The sequence below is a fragment of the Rhizobacter sp. P5_A1 genome, from assembly GCF_056400745.1.
In genome coordinates this window covers 15,117-32,417 of sequence record NZ_JBFUKR010000022.1, presented here as the reverse complement: position 1 = coordinate 32,417, position 17,301 = coordinate 15,117, and the positions used below count along the sequence as shown (strand labels likewise).

Genomic DNA, 17,301 nt, shown 5'->3' with positions numbered 1-17,301 from the left:
CAGCGCGCCATGTTCACGATCGCCGGTTTCGAATTCAGGTCGCGCCTGAAGCTGATCTCGACCTGGGTCTACTTCACCGTCTTCTTCGCGCTCGCGATGACCTGGATGGCTGCCGCAGGCGGCTTGCTGAGCGCGGCCAGCGTCTCGTTCGGCAGCGGCAAGGTGGCGGTCAACTCGCCGTTCGGCATCGCGGTCACGACCAGCGTGCTCGGCATCTTCGGCACCACCGTGATGGCCGCGATCATGGGCCGCGCGGTGCAGCAGGATTTCGAGTACCGCACGCAGACCTTCTTCTTCACCGCGCCGATCGGCAAGGCGCAATACCTCGGCGGGCGATTCCTCGGGGCGCTCGGCGTCGTGCTCGTCGTGTTCGCGAGCATCTCGCTGGGCGAGTGGGTCGCCACGCTGCTGCCCGGCATGGATGCCCAGCGGCTCGGTCCGAACCGGCTCGCGGCGTACCTGCTGCCGATCGCCTATGTGCTGCTGCCGAACGCGCTGCTGATCGGCGGCGTGTTCTTCAGCCTCGCCGCGACGACACGCAAGATGCTGCCGGTCTACGTGGGCAGCGTGCTGGTGCTGATCGGCTGGCTGCTGTCATCGCAGCTGCTCGCCGACCTCGACAACAAGCTGCTGGCCTCGCTGGTCGACCCGTTCGGCAGCCGTGCGCTCGACGTGCTGACCGAGTACTGGACGATCGCCGAGCGCAACACGCGCCTGATCCCGCTCGACGGCGTGCTGCGCTGGAACCGCGCGCTGTGGCTCGGCGTGGCGGCGCTCGTCTGCGGCCTGTGCTTCTGGCGCTTCTCGTTCACGGCAGCCGCGCAGGAACGGGTGTCGAAGGCGGCGCGCAAGGCCCAGGCGGCGGCCGCGGCCGAGGCCGAGGCATCGCCACCCGCCGCCACGGCCCGCACCGCGCGCGGGGTTGCGCAGATCGACACCTCGCGCCCGATCGCGCTGCTGCCGCACCTCGTCTGGCTCAATCTGCGCGAGACGATCAAGAACATCTACTTCGGCGTGCTCGTGCTCGCCGGCCTGCTGTTCATGGTCTTCGCGAGCATGAACGCCGGCAGCCTCTTCGGCACCAGCACCTGGCCGGTGACCTTGCAGATGACGAGCATCGTCTCGGGCGGCTTCTCGGTCTTCATGCTGATCCTGATCGCGTTCTATGGCGGCGAGATGGTCTGGCGCGAGCGCGAGAACCGGCTCGACCAGATCCTCGACGGCACGCCCCGGCCCACCTGGCTGCCGATGCTGGCGAAGCTGCTCGCGCTGATGGCGATCCCGCTGCTGCTGCAGGCGCTGCTGATGCTGTGCGGTATGGGCATCCAGGCCTCGAAGGGCTACTTCCACTTCGAGCCCGGGCTGTACCTGCAGAAGCTGCTCGGCATCGACCTGTTGCGCTACTGGATGCTGTGCGCGCTCGCGATCGCGGTGCACAGCGTCGTGAATCAGAAGTACATCGGCCACTTCGTGATGATCGTGTACTACGTGCTGACCGTGTTCGGCAGCCAGCTCGGGTTCGAGCACCACCTGTACAAGTTCGCCGACATGCCGGGCGCGATGTACTCCGACATGAACGGCTTCGGCCACTTCATGCCGCGGCTGCGCTGGTTCGAGGCCTACTGGGGCGCCGCCTCGCTGCTGCTGCTCGTCGCGGCCTACCTGCTGTGGACGCGCGGCACCGTGAGCAGCGGGCGCGAGCGCCTCGTGCTGGCGCGTGCGCGCCTGAGCGCGTCGGTGCTGGGCCTCGTGGCGGCGTCGTCGCTCGCGTTCGTCGCGATCGGCGGCTTCATCTTCTACAACACCAACATGCTGAACGAGTACGTGAGCTCTCACGATCGTCAGCAGCGCAGGGTCGACTACGAGCGCCGCTACAAGCCGCTCGCTTTGCTGCCGCAGCCGAAGGTCACCGAGGTCAAGCTCGATGTGGCGCTCTTTCCGCGCGAGCAGCGCATCCGCATCCGCGGCAGCTACGCGCTGGTGAACAAGACCGCCGCGCCGATCGACACCGTCAACCTGAACTTCCTGCTCGGCGACGCGCTGACGATCCACGCCCTCGCGTTCGGCACGCCGGCGACGCTGGTCGACGACAACCTGAAGGTCGGCATGCGCCGCTACAAGCTCGACCGGGCGCTCGCGCCGGGCGAGAGCACGCGGCTCGACTTCGACCTCGAACATGCACCCCGCGGGTTCACGAACGAAGGCTCCGAGACCGACATCGTCTACAACGGCAGCTTCATCCGCAACAGCTCGATTCTCCCGGTGCTCGGCTACCGCGAAGACGCCGAACTCGAACGCGACCAGGACCGGCGCAAGTTCGGCCTCGCGCCGAAGGACCGCATGCGCGAGCGCGACGACCCCGTCGGGCTGCAAACCAACGTGGTCGGGCCGGATGCCGACTTCATCCGGTTCGAAGCCACCGTCAGCACCGAACCCGACCAGATCGCGATCTCGCCGGGCTACCTGCAGCGCGAGTGGGTCGACACTGGGCGCCGCTACTTCCAGTTCAAGATGGACGCGCCGATCCTGAACTACTTCGCGTTCCAGTCGGCGCGCTACGCGGTCAGGAAGGCGGTGTGGCCGGGGCCGAACGGCGATGTCGCGATCGAGATCTGGTACCAGCCGGGCCACGAGTTCAACCTCGACGCGATGGTCGATTCGGTCAAGGCCTCGCTGGCCTACAACAGCCGCAACTTCGGCGCCTACCAGTACCGCCAGTTCCGCATCATCGAGTTCCCGCGCTACCAGTCGTTCGCCGAGGCCTTCCCGAACACGATCCCGTTCTCCGAAGCGATCGGCTTCATCGCGCGCGTGCGGCCCGACGATCCGAAGGACATCGACTACCCGTACTACGTCACCTCGCACGAGGCGGCGCACCAGTGGTGGGGCCACCAGGTCGTGACCGGCGAGACGCAGGGCAGCACGATGCCGATCGAGTCGTTCGCGCAGTACTCGGCGCTGATGGTGATGAAGGCGCGCATCGGCGACGCGAAGATGCGCCGCTTCCTGAAGTACGAGCTCGAGCGCTACCTGCAGGGCCGCGCCTTCGAGCAGAAGAAGGAGCTGCCGCTGTCGAGGGTCGAGAACCAGCAGTACATCCACTATTCGAAGGGCAGCCTCGTGATGTACGCGATGGCCGACTATCTCGGCGAGGCGACGCTGAACCGCGCGCTGCGCGAGTTCCGCGACGAGTTCGCGTTCAAGGGCCCGCCGTACCCGAACAGCTCGGCCTTTCTCGCCAAGCTGCGCGCCGTGACGCCGCCGGAGATGCAGTACCTCGTCGACGACATGTTCGATCGCATCGTGCTCTACGACAACCGCGCCGTCAGCGCGAGCGCGAAAGTGCTCGCGGGCGGGCGCTACGAGGTGAGCGTGCAGGTCTCGGCGAAGAAGGCCGTCGCCGACGAGCTGGGCAAGGAGACCGACGTGCCACTCGCCGACTTCATCGACGTCGGCGTGGTCGACGACCAGGGCAACGCGATCGCGATCGAGCGCCACAAGATCGAACGCGCGGACAATACCTTCACACTGACGGTCGACCGCAAGCCGGCGAAGGCCGGGATCGACCCGCTGAACAAGCTGATCGACCGCACGCCGGACGACAACACGATCGCCGTGGAGTTCCGATGAAGCATGCCATTCGACACGCCCTGATCGGCGCCGCCTTGACGTTCAGCGCTGCGCTGGTGTGCGCGCAAGCGCTGAGGCCGGTCACGGTCGCGAGCGGCCTGCAGAACCCCTGGGGCCTCGCGTTCCTGCCCGACGGCCGGATGCTCGTGACCGAGCGCCCTGGCCGGATGCGCATCGTCACCCCTGACGGCAAGCTCGGGCCGCCGCTGCAGGGGCTGCCGAAGGTCGAGGTGGTCGGCCAGGGCGGTCTGCTCGATGTCGCGATCGACCCGAAGTTCGCCGACAACGCGCTCGTCTACTGGAGCTACAGCGAGGCCGATCCGCAAGGCGGCGGGGGCAACAGCACCGCGGTCGCGCGCGGCCGGCTCGATGGCGAGCGGCTCGACGACGTCAAGGTGATCTTCCGCCAGGCGCCGAAGTTCGCGAGCCGCGCGCACTTCGGTTCGCGCCTCGTGTTCGGGCGCGACGGCCGCCTGTTCATCACGCTCGGCGATCGCTTCCTGCGCCGCGACGACGCGCAGCTGCTCGGCAACCACCACGGCAAGATCGTGCGCATCGAGCCCGACGGCCGCGTGCCGGGCGACAACCCGTTCGTCGGCCGCGCCGGCGCGCTGCCCGAGATCTGGAGCTACGGGCATCGCAACGTGCAGGGCGCCGCGCTGAACCCCGCGACCGGCGAACTCTGGGCCGACGAGCACGGCCCGCAGGGCGGCGACGAGCTCAACGTCGTGCAGGCCGGCAAGAACTACGGCTGGCCAGTGATCACCTACGGCGCCGAATACGGCAGCGGCGCGAAGATCGGCGAGGGCACCGCGAAGGCCGGCATGGAACAGCCGCTGACCTACTGGGTGCCGTCGATCGCGACCAGCGGCCTGGCGTTCCTGACCAGCGAGCGCTACCCCGGCTGGAAAGGCAGCGCGTTCGTCGGCGCGCTGAAGGCGCAGCTGCTGGTGCGGCTCGAACTCGACGGCCGCAAGGTCGTGCGCGAGGAGCGGCTGCTGCAGGATTTCGGCGAGCGCATCCGCGATGTGCGCCAGGGCCCGGATGGCTGGCTCTACCTGCTGACCGACAGCACGAACGGGCGCATCGTCCGGCTCGAGCGCTGAGCGCCCGAGGGACCCGCGTCGGGCTCAAAGGGCTTGATCGCCAAAGGGAACGCGTCGCTTCCCTACAATCGGCTCGTGACTCAACTGCCGAGCTGGATGAACGCCGACCTGCACTGCCACTCCGTCGTCTCCGACGGCACCCTGGAGCCCGAAGCCCTCGCGGCGCGGGCCAAGGCCAACGGCGTGGAGTTGTGGGCGCTGACCGATCACGACGAGATCGGCGGCCAGCATCGCGCGATGGCCGCGGCGGCCAGCCTCGGCCTGCCCTACCTGACCGGCACCGAGATCTCGGTGACCTTCGCCGACGTGACCGTGCACATCGTCGGCCTCGGCTTCGATGCCGACGACGCCGCGCTGAAGGCCGGCCTGAGCGCGACGCGCGGTGGCCGCCGCGCGCGCGCGATGGAAATGTCGGATGGCCTCGCGAAGGTCGGCATCGAGGGCGCCTACGAAGGCGCGTTGCAGTACGTCGGCAACCCGGAGCTGATCTCGCGCACGCACTTCGCGCGCTTCCTGGTCGAGAACAAGGTCTGCGCCGACACGCAGGAGGTCTTCCGCAAGTACCTCGTCGAAGGCAAGCCCGGCTTCGTGCCGCACCGCTGGGCGACGCTGCGCAACGCGGTCACCTGGATCGTCGACGCCGGCGGCCTCGCGGTGATCGCGCACCCGGCGCGCTACAAGTTCAGCGCGAACGAGGAGTACGCGCTGTTCACCGAGTTCAAGGCGCACGGCGGGCGCGGCGTGGAGGTCGTCACCGGCAGCCACAGTTCGTCCGATGCGCTGCGCTACACCGAGACCGCGCTCGAGTTTGGGCTGCTCGCGTCGCGCGGCAGCGATTTCCACAGCCCCGACGAGAGCCACATCGACCTCGGCGCGCTGCCCGCGCTGCCCGCCAAGCTGACCCCCGTGTGGACCGCGCTCGAGCAGCGCATCCACTCACCCGCCTGATGCCCCGAGGCGCTTGCGCGTGACCGCGCAACGCCCCGGCCTGGGCATCGCGCTCGTGCTCGCGATGGGCGCGTGCTTCGCGGTCAGCGACACGCTGATCAAGTACCTCGGCGCGACGCTGCCGGTGCTGTTGCTGCTGTGGGCGCGCTATGCATTCCAGGCCGGCGCGATGGCGATCTGGCTCGCGCGCGACGGCGCACGCGGCTTCGCGACCGCGCATCCGAAATTCCAGTGGGCGCGCGGCACGCTGCTGCTGGTGACCAGCGGCATGTCGTTCTTCGGCCTGCAGCGGATGCCGGTCGCCGAGTTCACGGCGCTGGGCATGCTGACGCCGGTCGTCGTGACGATGCTCGCCGCCTGGGTGCTGCACGAGCCGGTCTCGCGGATGCGCTGGGCGCTGGTCTGCGGCGGCTTCGTCGGCGCCGTGATCGTGATCCGGCCTGGCAGCGGCGTGTTCGGCTGGGCCGCGATCTTCCCGCTGCTGATGGCGCTGTGCTATGGCTGCTTCCAGGTGCTGACGAGCCGGCTCGCGTCGCTCGAGAGCCCGTACATCACGCACTTCTACACCGGCTTCAGCGGCGCGCTGCTGGTGACGCCCCTGCTGCTGTTCCACGCCGGCGACTACGTGGCTGCCGCGCATGCGGCGCCGCTCTCGAAGCTGCTGCTGGTGCTCGCGATCGGCGCGTTCGCGACCGCCGGTCACCTGTGCCTGATCTTCGCGTTCGGCCACGCGCCGATGGCCACGCTGATGCCCTTCGTCTACACGCAGATCGCCTGCGCGCTGACGGTCAGCTGGCTCGTGTTCCGCCATGTGCCCGACGGCTGGGCCTGGCTCGGCATGGCCGGGATCGCCGCCTGCGGCGCAGTCAGCGCGTGGCTGAACGCGCGCCAGGCCGGACCCCGGCAAAAGCCCGCATCGATCGTGGCCGCCGACACCACCTACGATTGACGCATGTCGCAATACTTCGAAGTCCACCCCGAGAACCCGCAGCTGCGGCTGCTCAAGCAGGCCGCGCAGATCCTGCACGGCGGCGGCATCGCCGCGATCCCGACCGACTCGAGCTACGCGCTGGTCTGCCACCTCGACGACAAGGCCGCGGCCGAGAACCTGCGCCGCATCCGCGGTGTCGACGACAAGCACCACCTGACGCTGCTGTGCCGCGACCTGAGCGAGCTCGCGAGCTACGCGCGCGTCGACAACAAGCAATACCGGCTGTTGAAGGTCGGCACCCCCGGGCCATTCACGTTCATCCTCGAGGCGACCAAGGAGGTGCCGCGCCGCGTCTCGCACCCGTCGCGGCGCACGATCGGGCTGCGCGTGCCCGAGCACGCGGTGACGCAGGCGCTGCTCGAACTGCTCGGCCAGCCGCTGCTCGCGACGACGCTGATCGCGCTGGGCGAGACCGAGCCGATGAACGAGCCGCACGCGATCCGCGATCGCTTCCAGAAGCAGATCCAGGCGGTCGTCGACGCGGGCGCCTGCCCGATGCAGCCGACCACCGTCGTCGACCTGACCGGCGCGACGCCGGAACTGATCCGCCAGGGCCGCGGCGATCCGGCCTTGCTCGGCCTCAGCCTCGAAGAGAACGCTTGACAAGTCGACCGAGTCGATACTAGAGTGATATCACTTTGCGATCAGCGCCGGCGAACCCCGGCGCGCTCGCGAGGATGGTCACTCCGGGAGACTCGATGATGGACAAGATAGCTTCGCAGGAGCGCGTCGGCTCGTCGGCCAACGGCTTCGTCTACGTGGCGGTCGGCGTGCTGCTGATCGTCGGGCCGGCATTGCTGCTGCTCGGCCGGCCCGCGGCGGCCACGGTCGGCCTGTTCGCGGTCGGCATGCTGGTCGCGGCGTGGTGCCTGGCTGGGCTGTACATGCTGCAGCCGAACCAGGCCGCGTTGCTGATGCTGTTCGGGAGCTACCGCGGCACCGACCGCAGCGACGGGCTGCGCTGGGCGAACCCGTTCTACCTGAAGAAGAAGGTCTCGGTGCGCGCCCGCAACTTCAACAGCGAGAAGCTGAAGGTCAACGACATGCGCGGCAACCCGATCGAGATCGCCGCGGCGATCGTCTGGAAGGTCGAGGACACCGCGCAGGCGACCTTCGATGTCGACAACTTCGAGGCCTATGTGCTGACGCAGGCCGAGTCGGCGGTGCGCCACCTTGCGCTGAGCTACGCCTACGACAACATCGACGAGCCGGTCGCGGGCACCCAGCACGAGATCACGCTGCGCTCGGGCACCGACGAGGTCGCCGCGGCGCTGCGCGTCGAGCTGCAGGCGCGCTTCGCGCTCGCCGGCATCGTCGTCGTCGACGCGAAGCTGACCCACCTCGCGTATGCGCCCGAGATCGCCGGCACGATGCTGCGCCGCCAGCAGGCCGAGGCGATCATCGCGGCGCGGACCAAGATCGTGCACGGCGCGGTCGGCATGGTCGAGCTGGCGCTGAACGGCCTGGCCGACCGCGGCCTGCTGCAGCTCGACGACGAGCGCAAGGCCGCGATGGTCAGCAACCTGCTGGTCGTGCTGTGCTCCGACCACGACGCGACGCCGGTCGTCAACACCGGCACGCTGTACAACTGACGGGGCCACTGCGGCGCGAACGCACGGCGATGGCCAGCCCCGACAAGAAATCGTTTCTGCTGCGCATCGACCCGCAGCTGTGGGCCGAGATCGAGCGGCTCGCGGCGGGCGAATTGCGCAGCGTCAATGCGCAGGTCGAGTACCTGCTCAGGGACGCGCTGCGGGCGCGATCCGGCAAGGGCAAGGTGACGCCGCCGCCGCCGCCGACCCGCCCGCGCAAGCCGGATCGCTGATCGACAAGCGCCGCAACGCGCGTATGCTGGTCCGCCCAAGCCACGGAGGATCGTCATGACGCTCTGCCCGATTGCCATCGTCGCCGGTTGCCAGAAGTGCCCGGCCGTTTCGGTCTGCCCGCTGAAGTCGGTGATCGGCGACATGCCGAAGCCGGACGCCGCGAAGGCGCCCGACGCGAAGAAGAAGTAGCGGGAGTGCGCGCCGTGCGCGACTAAGTGCGCTCGATGCGCGCAAAGGCGCTGTGGTTGTGAATCGACTCGAAGTTCTCGACGTCGATGCTGTAGCGCCCGACGCGCGCGTCGGCGTTCAGACGCAGCGCGACATCGCGCACCATGTCTTCGACGAACTTCGGGTTCTCGTAGGCGCGTTCGGTGACCCACTTCTCGTCGGCGCGCTTGAGCATCGGCCAGATCTCGCTCGACGCGGAATCCTCGGCGAAGCGCACGAGCTCGGGCCACCCGATGTCTTCTTCGAGCAGCTCGACGCGGATCGTCACGTGCGAGCGCTGGTTGTGCGCGCCGTAGTCGGAAATTTCCTTCGAGCACGGGCACAGCGACTTGACCGGCACGATCACCTCGGCCCAGATCGTTTGCACGCCGGCGTGCGACTCGGCGATCCAGCGGCCCTGGTATTCGAGCAGGCTCTGCACGCCGGTCACCGGCGCGCGCTTGCGCAGGAAGAACGGGAACTGCGCGTCGATGCGGCCTTCGCTCGCATGCAGCTTGTCGAGCATCACCGCGAGCTGCGCGCGCAGGGTCGGCGCGTCGAGCGGTTCGTCGAGCGCGTCGAGCCACGCGACGAAGCGCGACATGTGCGTGCCTTTCGCTTCAGCCGGCAGCGCGACATCGAGGCTCCACAGCGCGACCGTCGGCGCGACGGTGTTGCCGATGCGCAGCTGCAGCGGGTAGCGCACGCCCTTCACGCCGACGCGCTGGATCGCGAGATGCCGTTCGTCGCGCGCGCTTTGCGTGTCGGGGATGTGGAGGGCGTCTTTCAGGTTGCTCATGGGTTTCATCTTGTCACCAGCCCTGAAGCATGCCAGCAAACCGCCGCCCGCGCGCCGGCGCGGATTTGAAGCGAGCGTTCGGCCCGCTTCAACGCTGCTCAATGGTTGACGGCGGAGCGCACCAGCGCGGGACGTGCGCCGAAGCGTTTCAGGATGGATTGCTCGATGCCCGCGGCGTCGAGCCCGCACAGCGCCATCAGCTTGACCGGGTCGCCGTGCTCGACGAACTCGTCGGGCAGCCCGAGCGTCAGCACCGGGATCAGGATGCCGGCCTCGGCCAGCGCCTGCTGCACCGCGCTGCCGGCGCCGCCCATCACGCAGCCGTCTTCGAGCGTGACGATCGCGTCGTGCGTGTTCGCGAGTTCGGTCACCAGCGCCACATCGAGCGGCTTGACGAAGCGCATGTTCGCGACCGTCGCGTCGATCTTCTCGGCCGCGGCCAGCGCCGGATAGAGCAGCGTGCCGAACGCGAGGATCGCGACGCGCGGGCCGCCCTGCCCGAGCCCGCGCCCGATGCTGCGACGGACCTCGCCCTTGCCGAACGGCAACTCGGAGAGGTCTTCGCCCGCCGCGATGCCGACGCCGGCGCCGCGCGGATAGCGCACCGCGACCGCGTGGTTCTGGCGGAACGCGGTCGTCAGCAACTGGCGGCACTCGCGCTCGTCGGCCGGTGTCAGCACGCTGATGTTCGGGATGCAGCGCAGGTAGGCGATGTCGTAGTTGCCGGCATGCGTCGCGCCATCGGCGCCGACGAGGCCGGCGCGGTCGAGCGCGAACACGACCGGCAGGTTCTGGATCGCGACATCGTGGATCAGCTGGTCGTAGGCGCGCTGCAGAAAGGTCGAGTAGATCGCGACGACCGGCTTCAGCCCTTCGCAGGCCAGGCCCGCGGCGAACGTGACCGCGTGCTGCTCGGCAATGCCGACATCGTGGTAGCGCTTCGGAAAGCGCTTCTCGAACTCGACCATGCCCGAACCTTCGCGCATCGCCGGCGTGATGCCGATCAGGCGCTCGTCGGCGGCCGCCATGTCGCAGAGCCAGTTGCCGAAGACCTGCGTGAAGGTCGCCTTGCCGGGTGTGGCCGGCTTGACGATCCCGACGGCCGGATCGAACTTGCCGGGCCCGTGGTAATTGACCGGATCGGCCTCGGCCAGCTTGTACCCATAGCCCTTCTTCGTGACCACGTGCAGGAACTGCGGCCCCTTCAGGTCGCGCAGGTTCTCGAGCGTCGGGATCAGCGAGTCGAGGTCGTGGCCGTCGATCGGGCCGACGTAGTTGAAGCCGAACTCCTCGAAGATCGTGCCCGGCACGACCATGCCCTTCGCGTGCTCCTCGAACCGCTTCGCGAGCTCGAACAGCGGCGGCGCGTTCTTCAGCACGGTCTTCGCGGTGTCGCGCGCGGCGACATAGAACTTGCCGCTCATCAGGCGCGCCAGATGGCGGTTCAGCGCGCCCACCGGCGGCGAGATCGACATGTCGTTGTCGTTCAGCACGACCAGCATGTCGGCGTGCGCGACACCGCCGTTGTTCAGTGCCTCGAAGGCCATGCCGGCGCTCATCGCACCGTCGCCGATGATCGCGACGGCCTTGCGGTCTTCGCCCTTCAGCCGCGCCGCGACCGCCATGCCGAGCGCGGCCGAGATCGAGGTCGACGAATGCGCGGTGCCGAAGCTGTCGTACTCGCTCTCGTCGCGCCGCGGGAAGCCCGAGATGCCGCCGAGCTGGCGCAGCGAGCCCATGCGCTCGCGCCGCCCGGTCAGGATCTTGTGCGGATAGGTCTGGTGGCCGACATCCCACACCAGGCGATCGCGCGGCGTGTCGAAGACGTAGTGCAACGCGATCGTCAGCTCGATCGTGCCGAGGTTCGACGACAGGTGCCCGCCCGTCTGCGAGACGCTCTGCACGACGAAATCGCGCAGCTCCGTCGCGAGCTGCTTCAGCTCGGTGCGCGTGAGCTTGCGCAGGTCGGCGGGGCTTGCGATCGATTCGAGGAGGGTGTGCTTCATGTCAGTTGTCTCGCTCCACGACCTTGTCCGCGAGCAGGCTCAGCCAGGCCGCGTCGGGCAGGCCGCTGCGTGACAGCGCCGCCTGCGCCTTGTCGCGCAGCTCGATCGCGTGGCGGCGCGCGGCGTCGAGGCCGAGCACGGTGACATAGGTCGGCTTGTTGTTGTCGAGGTCCTTGCCGGCGGTCTTGCCGAGCGTCGCAGAGGCCTGGGTCACATCGAGGATGTCGTCGACGACCTGGAACGCCAGGCCGAGCGCATCGCCGTAATCGGCCAGCGCATCCCATTGCGCCTTGGTCGCCGTGCCGCAGGCGGCGCCCATCAGCACGCTGGCCTGGAGCAAGGCGCCGGTCTTGCGGTGGTGCATGTCGCGCAGCGCGTGCTCGTCGAGCGGCTTGCCGGTGCTGGCCAGATCGATCGCCTGCCCGCCGGCCATGCCGGCATGGCCGGCCGAGCGCGCGAGCAGCGAGCACAGGCGCGCCTGCAGCGCGGCCGGCATCGCGGCGCTGTCGCAGGGCGTCAGCACCTCGAATGCGAGGGCCTGCATCGCGTCGCCGGCGAGCATCGCCTGGGCCTCGCCGAACTGCACGTGCACCGTGGGCTTGCCGCGACGCAGCACGTCGTTGTCCATGCACGGCATGTCGTCGTGGACCAGCGAGTAGGCGTGGATCAGCTCGACCGCGCAGGCCGCACGCAGCGCGGCTTCGGGGAGGCCGTGCACCGCCTGCGACGCGGCGAGCACGAGCAGCGGGCGCACGCGCTTGCCGCCGTCGAGCACGCCGTAGCGCATCGCTTCGCCGAGGCCCGCGGGGCTGTCGGCCGGCACCCAGGCCTGCAAGGCGGCCTCGACCGCATCGGCCTCGGCACGCATCCATGAATCGAATTCGGCCAGCTTCATGCGTTGGGGGCGAAGGGCTTGAGTTGCCCGTCTTCGAGTACCTTGACCTGCTGCTCGACCGCTTCGAGCTGCGCGCGACAGAAGCTCAGCAGCTCGGCGCCGCGGCGGTAGCTCTCGAGCAGGCGATCGAGCGGCAGCTGGCCGGCCTCCATCGCGGTCACGAGACGATCGAGTTCGCCCAGTGCGTCTTCGTAGCTGGCGGGCGCGGCGGCCGTTGCGGAAGTGAGACTTGTCTTTGCCATTGCCGGATCGTGAAAACGCGATTGTAGTCAGGCGGGTCGAAATCACCCTCCCACGAATCCGACGTGCGGTGACCAGTCGTGACAAGGGCAAGGAACGCCGCGGGCGCGCGCCCGGCCGCAACCCCGCGGGTACAATCCGCGGCCTGCCGAGCCCGGCAGTTCATGCCATCCGCAGCACCCAGCACTGGCCGCCGCGGGCCGATGCCCACCCTGTTTCTGGAGATTCGCCGGGATCATGTCCGACCTGAGCGTCACCCTTGCAGCGCTCGAGCGCAGCCGCTCGCAACTCTCGGTCAGCAGCTACTTCGACGACGGATTGTTCCGGCGCGAGATGGCGAGCCTCTTCGCCGATCGCCCGCGCTACCTGGGCCACGCGCTCGCGGTGCCCGAGCTCGGCGATTTCTACACGCTGCCTCAAGAGGCCGAAGGCCGCGCGCTGGTACGCACCGCCGGCGGCATCGAGCTGATCTCGAACGTCTGCCGGCATCGCCAGGCATTGATGCTGCGCGGCCGCGGCAATGTTCGCGGGCACGGTGGCGGCAGCCACATCGTCTGCCCGTTGCACCGCTGGACCTACGACCTGCAGGGGCAGCTGATCGGCGCGCCGCATTTCGCCGACGATCCGTGCCTGAACCTGAACAACTACCCGGTCCAGACCTGGAACGGCATGGTCTTCGAGGGCCACGGGCGCGATGTGGCGGCGGATCTGGCCGGCGTCGGCCCGATCGCCGACCTGAACTTCGACGGCCACGTGCTCGACCACGTGCAACTGCACGAGTGCGACTACAACTGGAAGACCTTCATCGAGGTCTACCTCGAGGACTACCACGTCGCGCCGTTCCATCCCGGGCTCGGCCAGTTCGTGACCTGCGAAGACCTGCGCTGGGAGTTCGGCGCGCAGCACTCGGTGCAGACGGTGGGCCTGAAGAACGAACTCGCGAAGCCCGGCTCGCCGGCCTACCGCAAGTGGCACGACGCGGTGATCAAGTACCGGGGCGGCGTACCGCCGAAGCACGGCGCGATCTGGTTGACCTACTACCCGACGGTGATGGTCGAGTGGTACCCGCATGTGCTCGTCGTCTCGACGCTGTACCCGAAGGGCCCGCAGAAGACGCTCAACGTCGTCGAGTTCTACTACCCCGAGGAGATCGCCGCATTCGAGCGCGAGTTCGTCGAGGCCGAACAGGCCGCGTACTGGGAGACCTGCGCCGAAGACGACGAGATCGCGCTGCGCATGGACGCCGGCCGGCGCGCCCTGATGGAACGCGGCGACGATGAGGTCGGCCCGTACCAGAGCCCGATGGAAGACGGCATGCAGCAGTTCCACGAGTGGTACCGCCAGGCGATGCAGGATCAGCTCTAGGTGGGCCGCAAGATTTCGCCGGCATGGCTGATGGTGCTGGCGTCGTTTCTGTTTGCATCGATGGGCGTGTGCGTGAAGCTCGCGTCGGCCGGGTATTCGCCCGGCGAGATCATCTTCTACCGCGGCCTGATCGGCGCTTCGCTGATCTCGATGCTCGCGCGCTCGCGCCGGGTCTCGCTCGCGACCCGTGTGCCGGCGACGCACTTCTGGCGCAGCCTGACCGGCGTGGTCGCGATGTTCCTGTGGTTCTACGCGCTCGGCAACCTGCCGCTAGCGACCGCGATGACGCTGAACTACATGTCGTCGGTGTGGATGGCGTTGTTCCTGCTCGGCGGCGCCGCGATGCTCGGCGCCGCGCGCGTCGACGGGCGCCTGATCGGCACGGTGCTGCTCGGCTTCGCCGGCGTCGCGCTGATCCTGCGGCCGACGATCGAGCACGACCAGCTGTGGCACGGCCTGATCGGGCTGCTGTCGGGGATGATCTCGGCGACCGCCTACCTGCAGGTCACCGCACTGGCGCGCGCCGGCGAGCCCGAGGTGCGCATCGTCTTCTACTTCTCGCTCGGCAGTGCGCTGTTCGGCCTGCTGACGACGATCTACACCGGCATGCACCAGCACTCGCTGCGCGGCGCGGCGCTGTTGCTCGCGGTCGGCGGGCTCGCCACCGTCGCGCAGCTGCTGATGACGCGCGCCTACAGCACCGGTCGCACGCTGGTGATCGCGAGCCTGCAATACCTGGGCATCGCGTTCTCGTTCGGCTACGGCGTGCTGCTGTTCGCCGACCGCGTGACGTGGATGGCGCTCGCCGGCATGATCCTGATCGTCGGTGCCGGCCTCGCCGCGACGCTGCTGCGCAGCCGCAGCGGCGCACCCGAAACCGCCAACGCGCCGCTGGAGCCTTGATGAGCACGACGCCGATTTTCACGACGCTGATCTCTGCCGCCGAACTCCGCGCCGCGCTCGCCGCCGGCCGCGAGACGGTCCTCGTCGACACGAGCTTCGACCTCGCCGACGTGAACGCCGGCGAAGCGAGCTGGCGCGCCGGTCACCTGCCCGGCGCGCTGTACCTGCACCTGGACCGTGACCTGTGCGGCGAGAAGACCGGCCACAACGGCCGGCACCCGCTGCCGACGCGCGGCGCCTTCGCCGCGACGCTCGGCCGCTGCGGCATCACGCCGGCGACGCAGGTGGTCGCCTTCGATGCCCAGGGTGGCATGTACGCCGCGCGGCTGTGGTGGATGCTGCGCTGGATGGGCCACGAGGCGGTCGCGGTGCTCGACGGCGGTGTCGCCGCATGGACTGCCGGCGGCGCCGCGCTGGTCACCGAGACACCGACCCCGCAAGCCGCACCGCCCTACCCCGAGCGCCCGCCCCTCGCCGAGACGATGACCGCGGATGCGCTGGCCGCCGAGCTCGGCCGCGTGCGCCTGCTCGACGCCCGCGCCGCCGAGCGCTTCCGCGGCGATGTCGAGCCGCTCGACGCCGCGGCCGGCCACATTCCCGGCGCACTGAACCGCTTCTTCAAGGACAACCTCGGCGCCGACGGCCGCTTCAAGCCCGCCGCGCAGCTGCGCGCGGATTTCGCTGCGCTGCTCGGCATGCACGGCGCGCCGGCCACCGTCCACCAGTGTGGCTCGGGCGTCACCGCGTGCCACAACCTGCTCGCGATGGAGCACGCGGGGCTGACCGGCTCGCGGCTCTACCCGGGCTCCTGGAGCGAGTGGTCGTCCGACCCGGCGCGTCCGGTCGCGCGGGGCGGCTGACGGGCGCCTCCGAGCCCTCCAGGTTCTTGTCCTACGTCAAGCCCGGGCGCCGCAGACCCCTCGCCTGCGAACGTTCTCCGTAGCATGATGTCTCACCGCTCACGACAGCGACGAAGGAGACGACCATGTTCAAGCGAATCCTCGTTCCGACCGACGGTTCCGAGATCACCGCGAAGGCGATCGATGCCGCGATCGAACTCGCGAAGTCGGTGGGCGCGCAGCTCTACACGATCAGCGTGAAGGAGCCGTTCCCGTACAGCGCGATCTCCGAGATGCAGCCGACGCCGCCGCAGGAGTTCTTCGATGCCCAGGAACGCATCGCCTCGAAGCGCGTGCAGGCTGTCGTCGATCTGAGCCAGCAGGCGGGTGTGCACTGCCAGCCGTACACCGTCGAGGCGCTGCACCCGTGGGAAGCCATCATCGACCACGCCAAGCGCATGGAGTGCGACCTGCTCGTGATGGCCTCGCACGGCCGCCGCGGCGTCTCCGCGCTGCTGCTCGGCAGCGAGACGCAGAAGGTGCTGACGCACTCGAAGGTGCCGGTGCTGGTGGTGCGCTGACCCGTTCGTCGTCTGATCAGGCCACGCCGTTCGCCTTGAACCAGGCGACGCAGCGCTTCCAGCCGTCCTGCGCGGCGTCTTGCTGGTAGCTCGGCCGGTAGTCGGCGTTGAAGGCGTGCCCGGCGCCGGGGTAGACGACGAACTGCGAGGCCTTCGCGCTCGCGCTGCCGGTCGCGAGCGCGGTCTTCATCCGCTCGACCGTCGCGACCGGGATGCCCTGGTCTTCGGCACCGTACAGCCCGAGCACCGGCGCACGGATCTGGCCGACCAGGTCGATCGGGTTCTGCGGCTTCAGCGGGTTCGGTGGGTCGACCAGCTTGCCGTACCAGGCGACTGCCGCCTTGACGGCCGGGCTGTGGGCGGCATAGAGCCAGGTGATGCGCCCGCCCCAGCAAAAGCCCGTGACGCCGAGCTTGCCGGTGTTGCCGCCATTGGCCCTGGCCCACGCGACGCAGGCGTCGAGGTCGCCCATCACCTGCGCATCGGGCACCTTGTTGACGACCTCGCTCAGCAGCTTGGCCGTTTCGCCGAAGGACTGCGCGTCGCCCTGGCGCACGAACAGCTCGGGCGCGATCGCGAGGTAGCCGAGCTTCGCGAAGCGCCGCGCGACATCGGCGATGTGCTCGTGCACGCCGAAGATCTCCGAGACCACGAGCACGACCGGCAGGTCCGCCTTGCCGCTCGGCATCGCGCGGTACGCGGGCATCTTGAAGTCGCCGACCCTGATCGTGACTTCGCCGACCGTCAGCCCGGTGCTGTCGGTCCTGATCGTCTGCGCGGTGACCGGCAGCACCGCCGCGGCGAAGCCGGTGCCGACGGCCGCCGCGCGAACAAAGTCGCGGCGGGTCAGATCGAGCGTGGCGTTCGGACGATCGAGTTCGGTGGTCGGCATGCGCGGGCTCCGGCTGGGGATGAAAGGCGGCATTCTAGAAACCCCCGGCATGCGCCGCCCCGTGTCACGAGGA

17 protein-coding genes are annotated in these 17,301 nt (G+C 68.9%); 12 read left to right on the top strand and 5 right to left on the bottom strand.

Going from position 1 to position 17,301, the window contains the following annotated elements:
• The first annotated feature begins 9 nt into the window (after positions 1–9).
• The 8 genes from AC1DTW_RS20975 (at position 10) to AC1DTW_RS20940 (ending at position 8,690) form a co-directional block, all read left to right on the top strand.
• On the top strand, positions 10–3,630 hold the full coding sequence (locus tag AC1DTW_RS20975; protein WP_477983322.1) for an ABC transporter permease/M1 family aminopeptidase: 3,621 nt from the start codon (positions 10–12) through the stop codon (positions 3,628–3,630).
• Positions 3,627–4,736 (top strand): PQQ-dependent sugar dehydrogenase, encoded by a 1,110-nt coding sequence (locus tag AC1DTW_RS20970; RefSeq protein WP_477983321.1) that lies wholly within the window; start codon positions 3,627–3,629, stop codon positions 4,734–4,736. The genes AC1DTW_RS20975 and AC1DTW_RS20970 overlap by 4 nt, the downstream gene beginning before the upstream one ends.
• Positions 4,737–4,832: 96 nt before the next feature.
• Positions 4,833–5,684: a 3',5'-nucleoside bisphosphate phosphatase gene (locus AC1DTW_RS20965; RefSeq protein WP_477983367.1), complete on the top strand. Its 852-nt coding sequence runs from the start codon at positions 4,833–4,835 to the stop codon at positions 5,682–5,684.
• A 19-nt stretch (positions 5,685–5,703) separates the two neighbouring features.
• Entirely contained in the window at positions 5,704–6,633 is a 930-nt protein-coding gene (locus AC1DTW_RS20960) for a DMT family transporter (RefSeq protein ID WP_477983320.1), read from the top strand.
• 3 nt (positions 6,634–6,636) lie between these two features.
• Positions 6,637–7,278 (top strand): L-threonylcarbamoyladenylate synthase, encoded by a 642-nt coding sequence (locus tag AC1DTW_RS20955; RefSeq protein ID WP_477983319.1) that lies wholly within the window; start codon positions 6,637–6,639, stop codon positions 7,276–7,278.
• 98 nt (positions 7,279–7,376) lie between these two features.
• Positions 7,377–8,267, top strand: coding sequence for an SPFH domain-containing protein (locus AC1DTW_RS20950; RefSeq protein WP_477983318.1), 891 nt, complete (start codon positions 7,377–7,379; stop codon positions 8,265–8,267).
• A 29-nt stretch (positions 8,268–8,296) separates the two neighbouring features.
• Positions 8,297–8,500, top strand: a complete 204-nt coding sequence (locus AC1DTW_RS20945; RefSeq protein ID WP_477983317.1) for a type II toxin-antitoxin system antitoxin — start codon at positions 8,297–8,299, stop codon at positions 8,498–8,500.
• Between the two features lie 55 nt (positions 8,501–8,555).
• A complete protein-coding gene (locus AC1DTW_RS20940; RefSeq protein ID WP_477983316.1) occupies positions 8,556–8,690 on the top strand; it encodes a hypothetical protein in 135 nt (44 codons plus the stop codon).
• Positions 8,691–8,712: 22 nt separating this feature from the next.
• On the opposite strand, the gene folE2 is transcribed toward AC1DTW_RS20940, so the two are convergent.
• The 4 genes from folE2 to AC1DTW_RS20920 form a co-directional block, all read right to left on the bottom strand.
• A complete protein-coding gene (gene folE2, locus AC1DTW_RS20935) occupies positions 8,713–9,507 on the bottom strand; it encodes a GTP cyclohydrolase FolE2 (RefSeq protein WP_477983315.1) in 795 nt (264 codons plus the stop codon).
• Between the two features lie 98 nt (positions 9,508–9,605).
• The gene (gene dxs / locus AC1DTW_RS20930) at positions 9,606–11,513 is read right to left on the bottom strand and encodes a 1-deoxy-D-xylulose-5-phosphate synthase (protein ID WP_477983314.1); all 1,908 of its coding nucleotides are present in this window, start codon (positions 11,511–11,513) and stop codon (positions 9,606–9,608) included.
• A 1-nt stretch (position 11,514) separates the two neighbouring features.
• The gene (locus AC1DTW_RS20925; RefSeq protein WP_477983313.1) at positions 11,515–12,408 is read right to left on the bottom strand and encodes a polyprenyl synthetase family protein; all 894 of its coding nucleotides are present in this window, start codon (positions 12,406–12,408) and stop codon (positions 11,515–11,517) included.
• The gene (locus AC1DTW_RS20920) at positions 12,405–12,650 is read right to left on the bottom strand and encodes an exodeoxyribonuclease VII small subunit (protein WP_477983312.1); all 246 of its coding nucleotides are present in this window, start codon (positions 12,648–12,650) and stop codon (positions 12,405–12,407) included. Before AC1DTW_RS20920 ends, AC1DTW_RS20925 begins: the two co-directional genes overlap by 4 nt.
• A gap of 235 nt (positions 12,651–12,885) precedes the next feature.
• On the opposite strand from AC1DTW_RS20920, the gene AC1DTW_RS20915 reads away from it, so the two are divergent.
• From AC1DTW_RS20915 to AC1DTW_RS20900, 4 genes are all read left to right on the top strand, one after another.
• Complete coding sequence (locus tag AC1DTW_RS20915) at positions 12,886–14,013, top strand: aromatic ring-hydroxylating oxygenase subunit alpha (protein ID WP_477983311.1); 1,128 nt, start codon at positions 12,886–12,888, stop codon at positions 14,011–14,013.
• Positions 14,014–14,043: 30 nt separating this feature from the next.
• A complete protein-coding gene (locus AC1DTW_RS20910) occupies positions 14,044–14,916 on the top strand; it encodes a DMT family transporter (protein WP_477983366.1) in 873 nt (290 codons plus the stop codon).
• The gene (locus tag AC1DTW_RS20905; protein WP_477983310.1) at positions 14,916–15,776 is read left to right on the top strand and encodes a sulfurtransferase; all 861 of its coding nucleotides are present in this window, start codon (positions 14,916–14,918) and stop codon (positions 15,774–15,776) included. Before AC1DTW_RS20910 ends, AC1DTW_RS20905 begins: the two co-directional genes overlap by 1 nt.
• Positions 15,777–15,901: 125 nt before the next feature.
• Positions 15,902–16,336 (top strand): universal stress protein, encoded by a 435-nt coding sequence (locus tag AC1DTW_RS20900; RefSeq protein WP_477983309.1) that lies wholly within the window; start codon positions 15,902–15,904, stop codon positions 16,334–16,336.
• Between the two features lie 16 nt (positions 16,337–16,352).
• Here AC1DTW_RS20900 and AC1DTW_RS20895 read toward each other — a convergent pair whose 3' ends face one another.
• Positions 16,353–17,228, bottom strand: a complete 876-nt coding sequence (locus AC1DTW_RS20895) for a dienelactone hydrolase family protein (RefSeq protein ID WP_477983308.1) — start codon at positions 17,226–17,228, stop codon at positions 16,353–16,355.
• Positions 17,229–17,301: the final 73 nt, after the last annotated feature.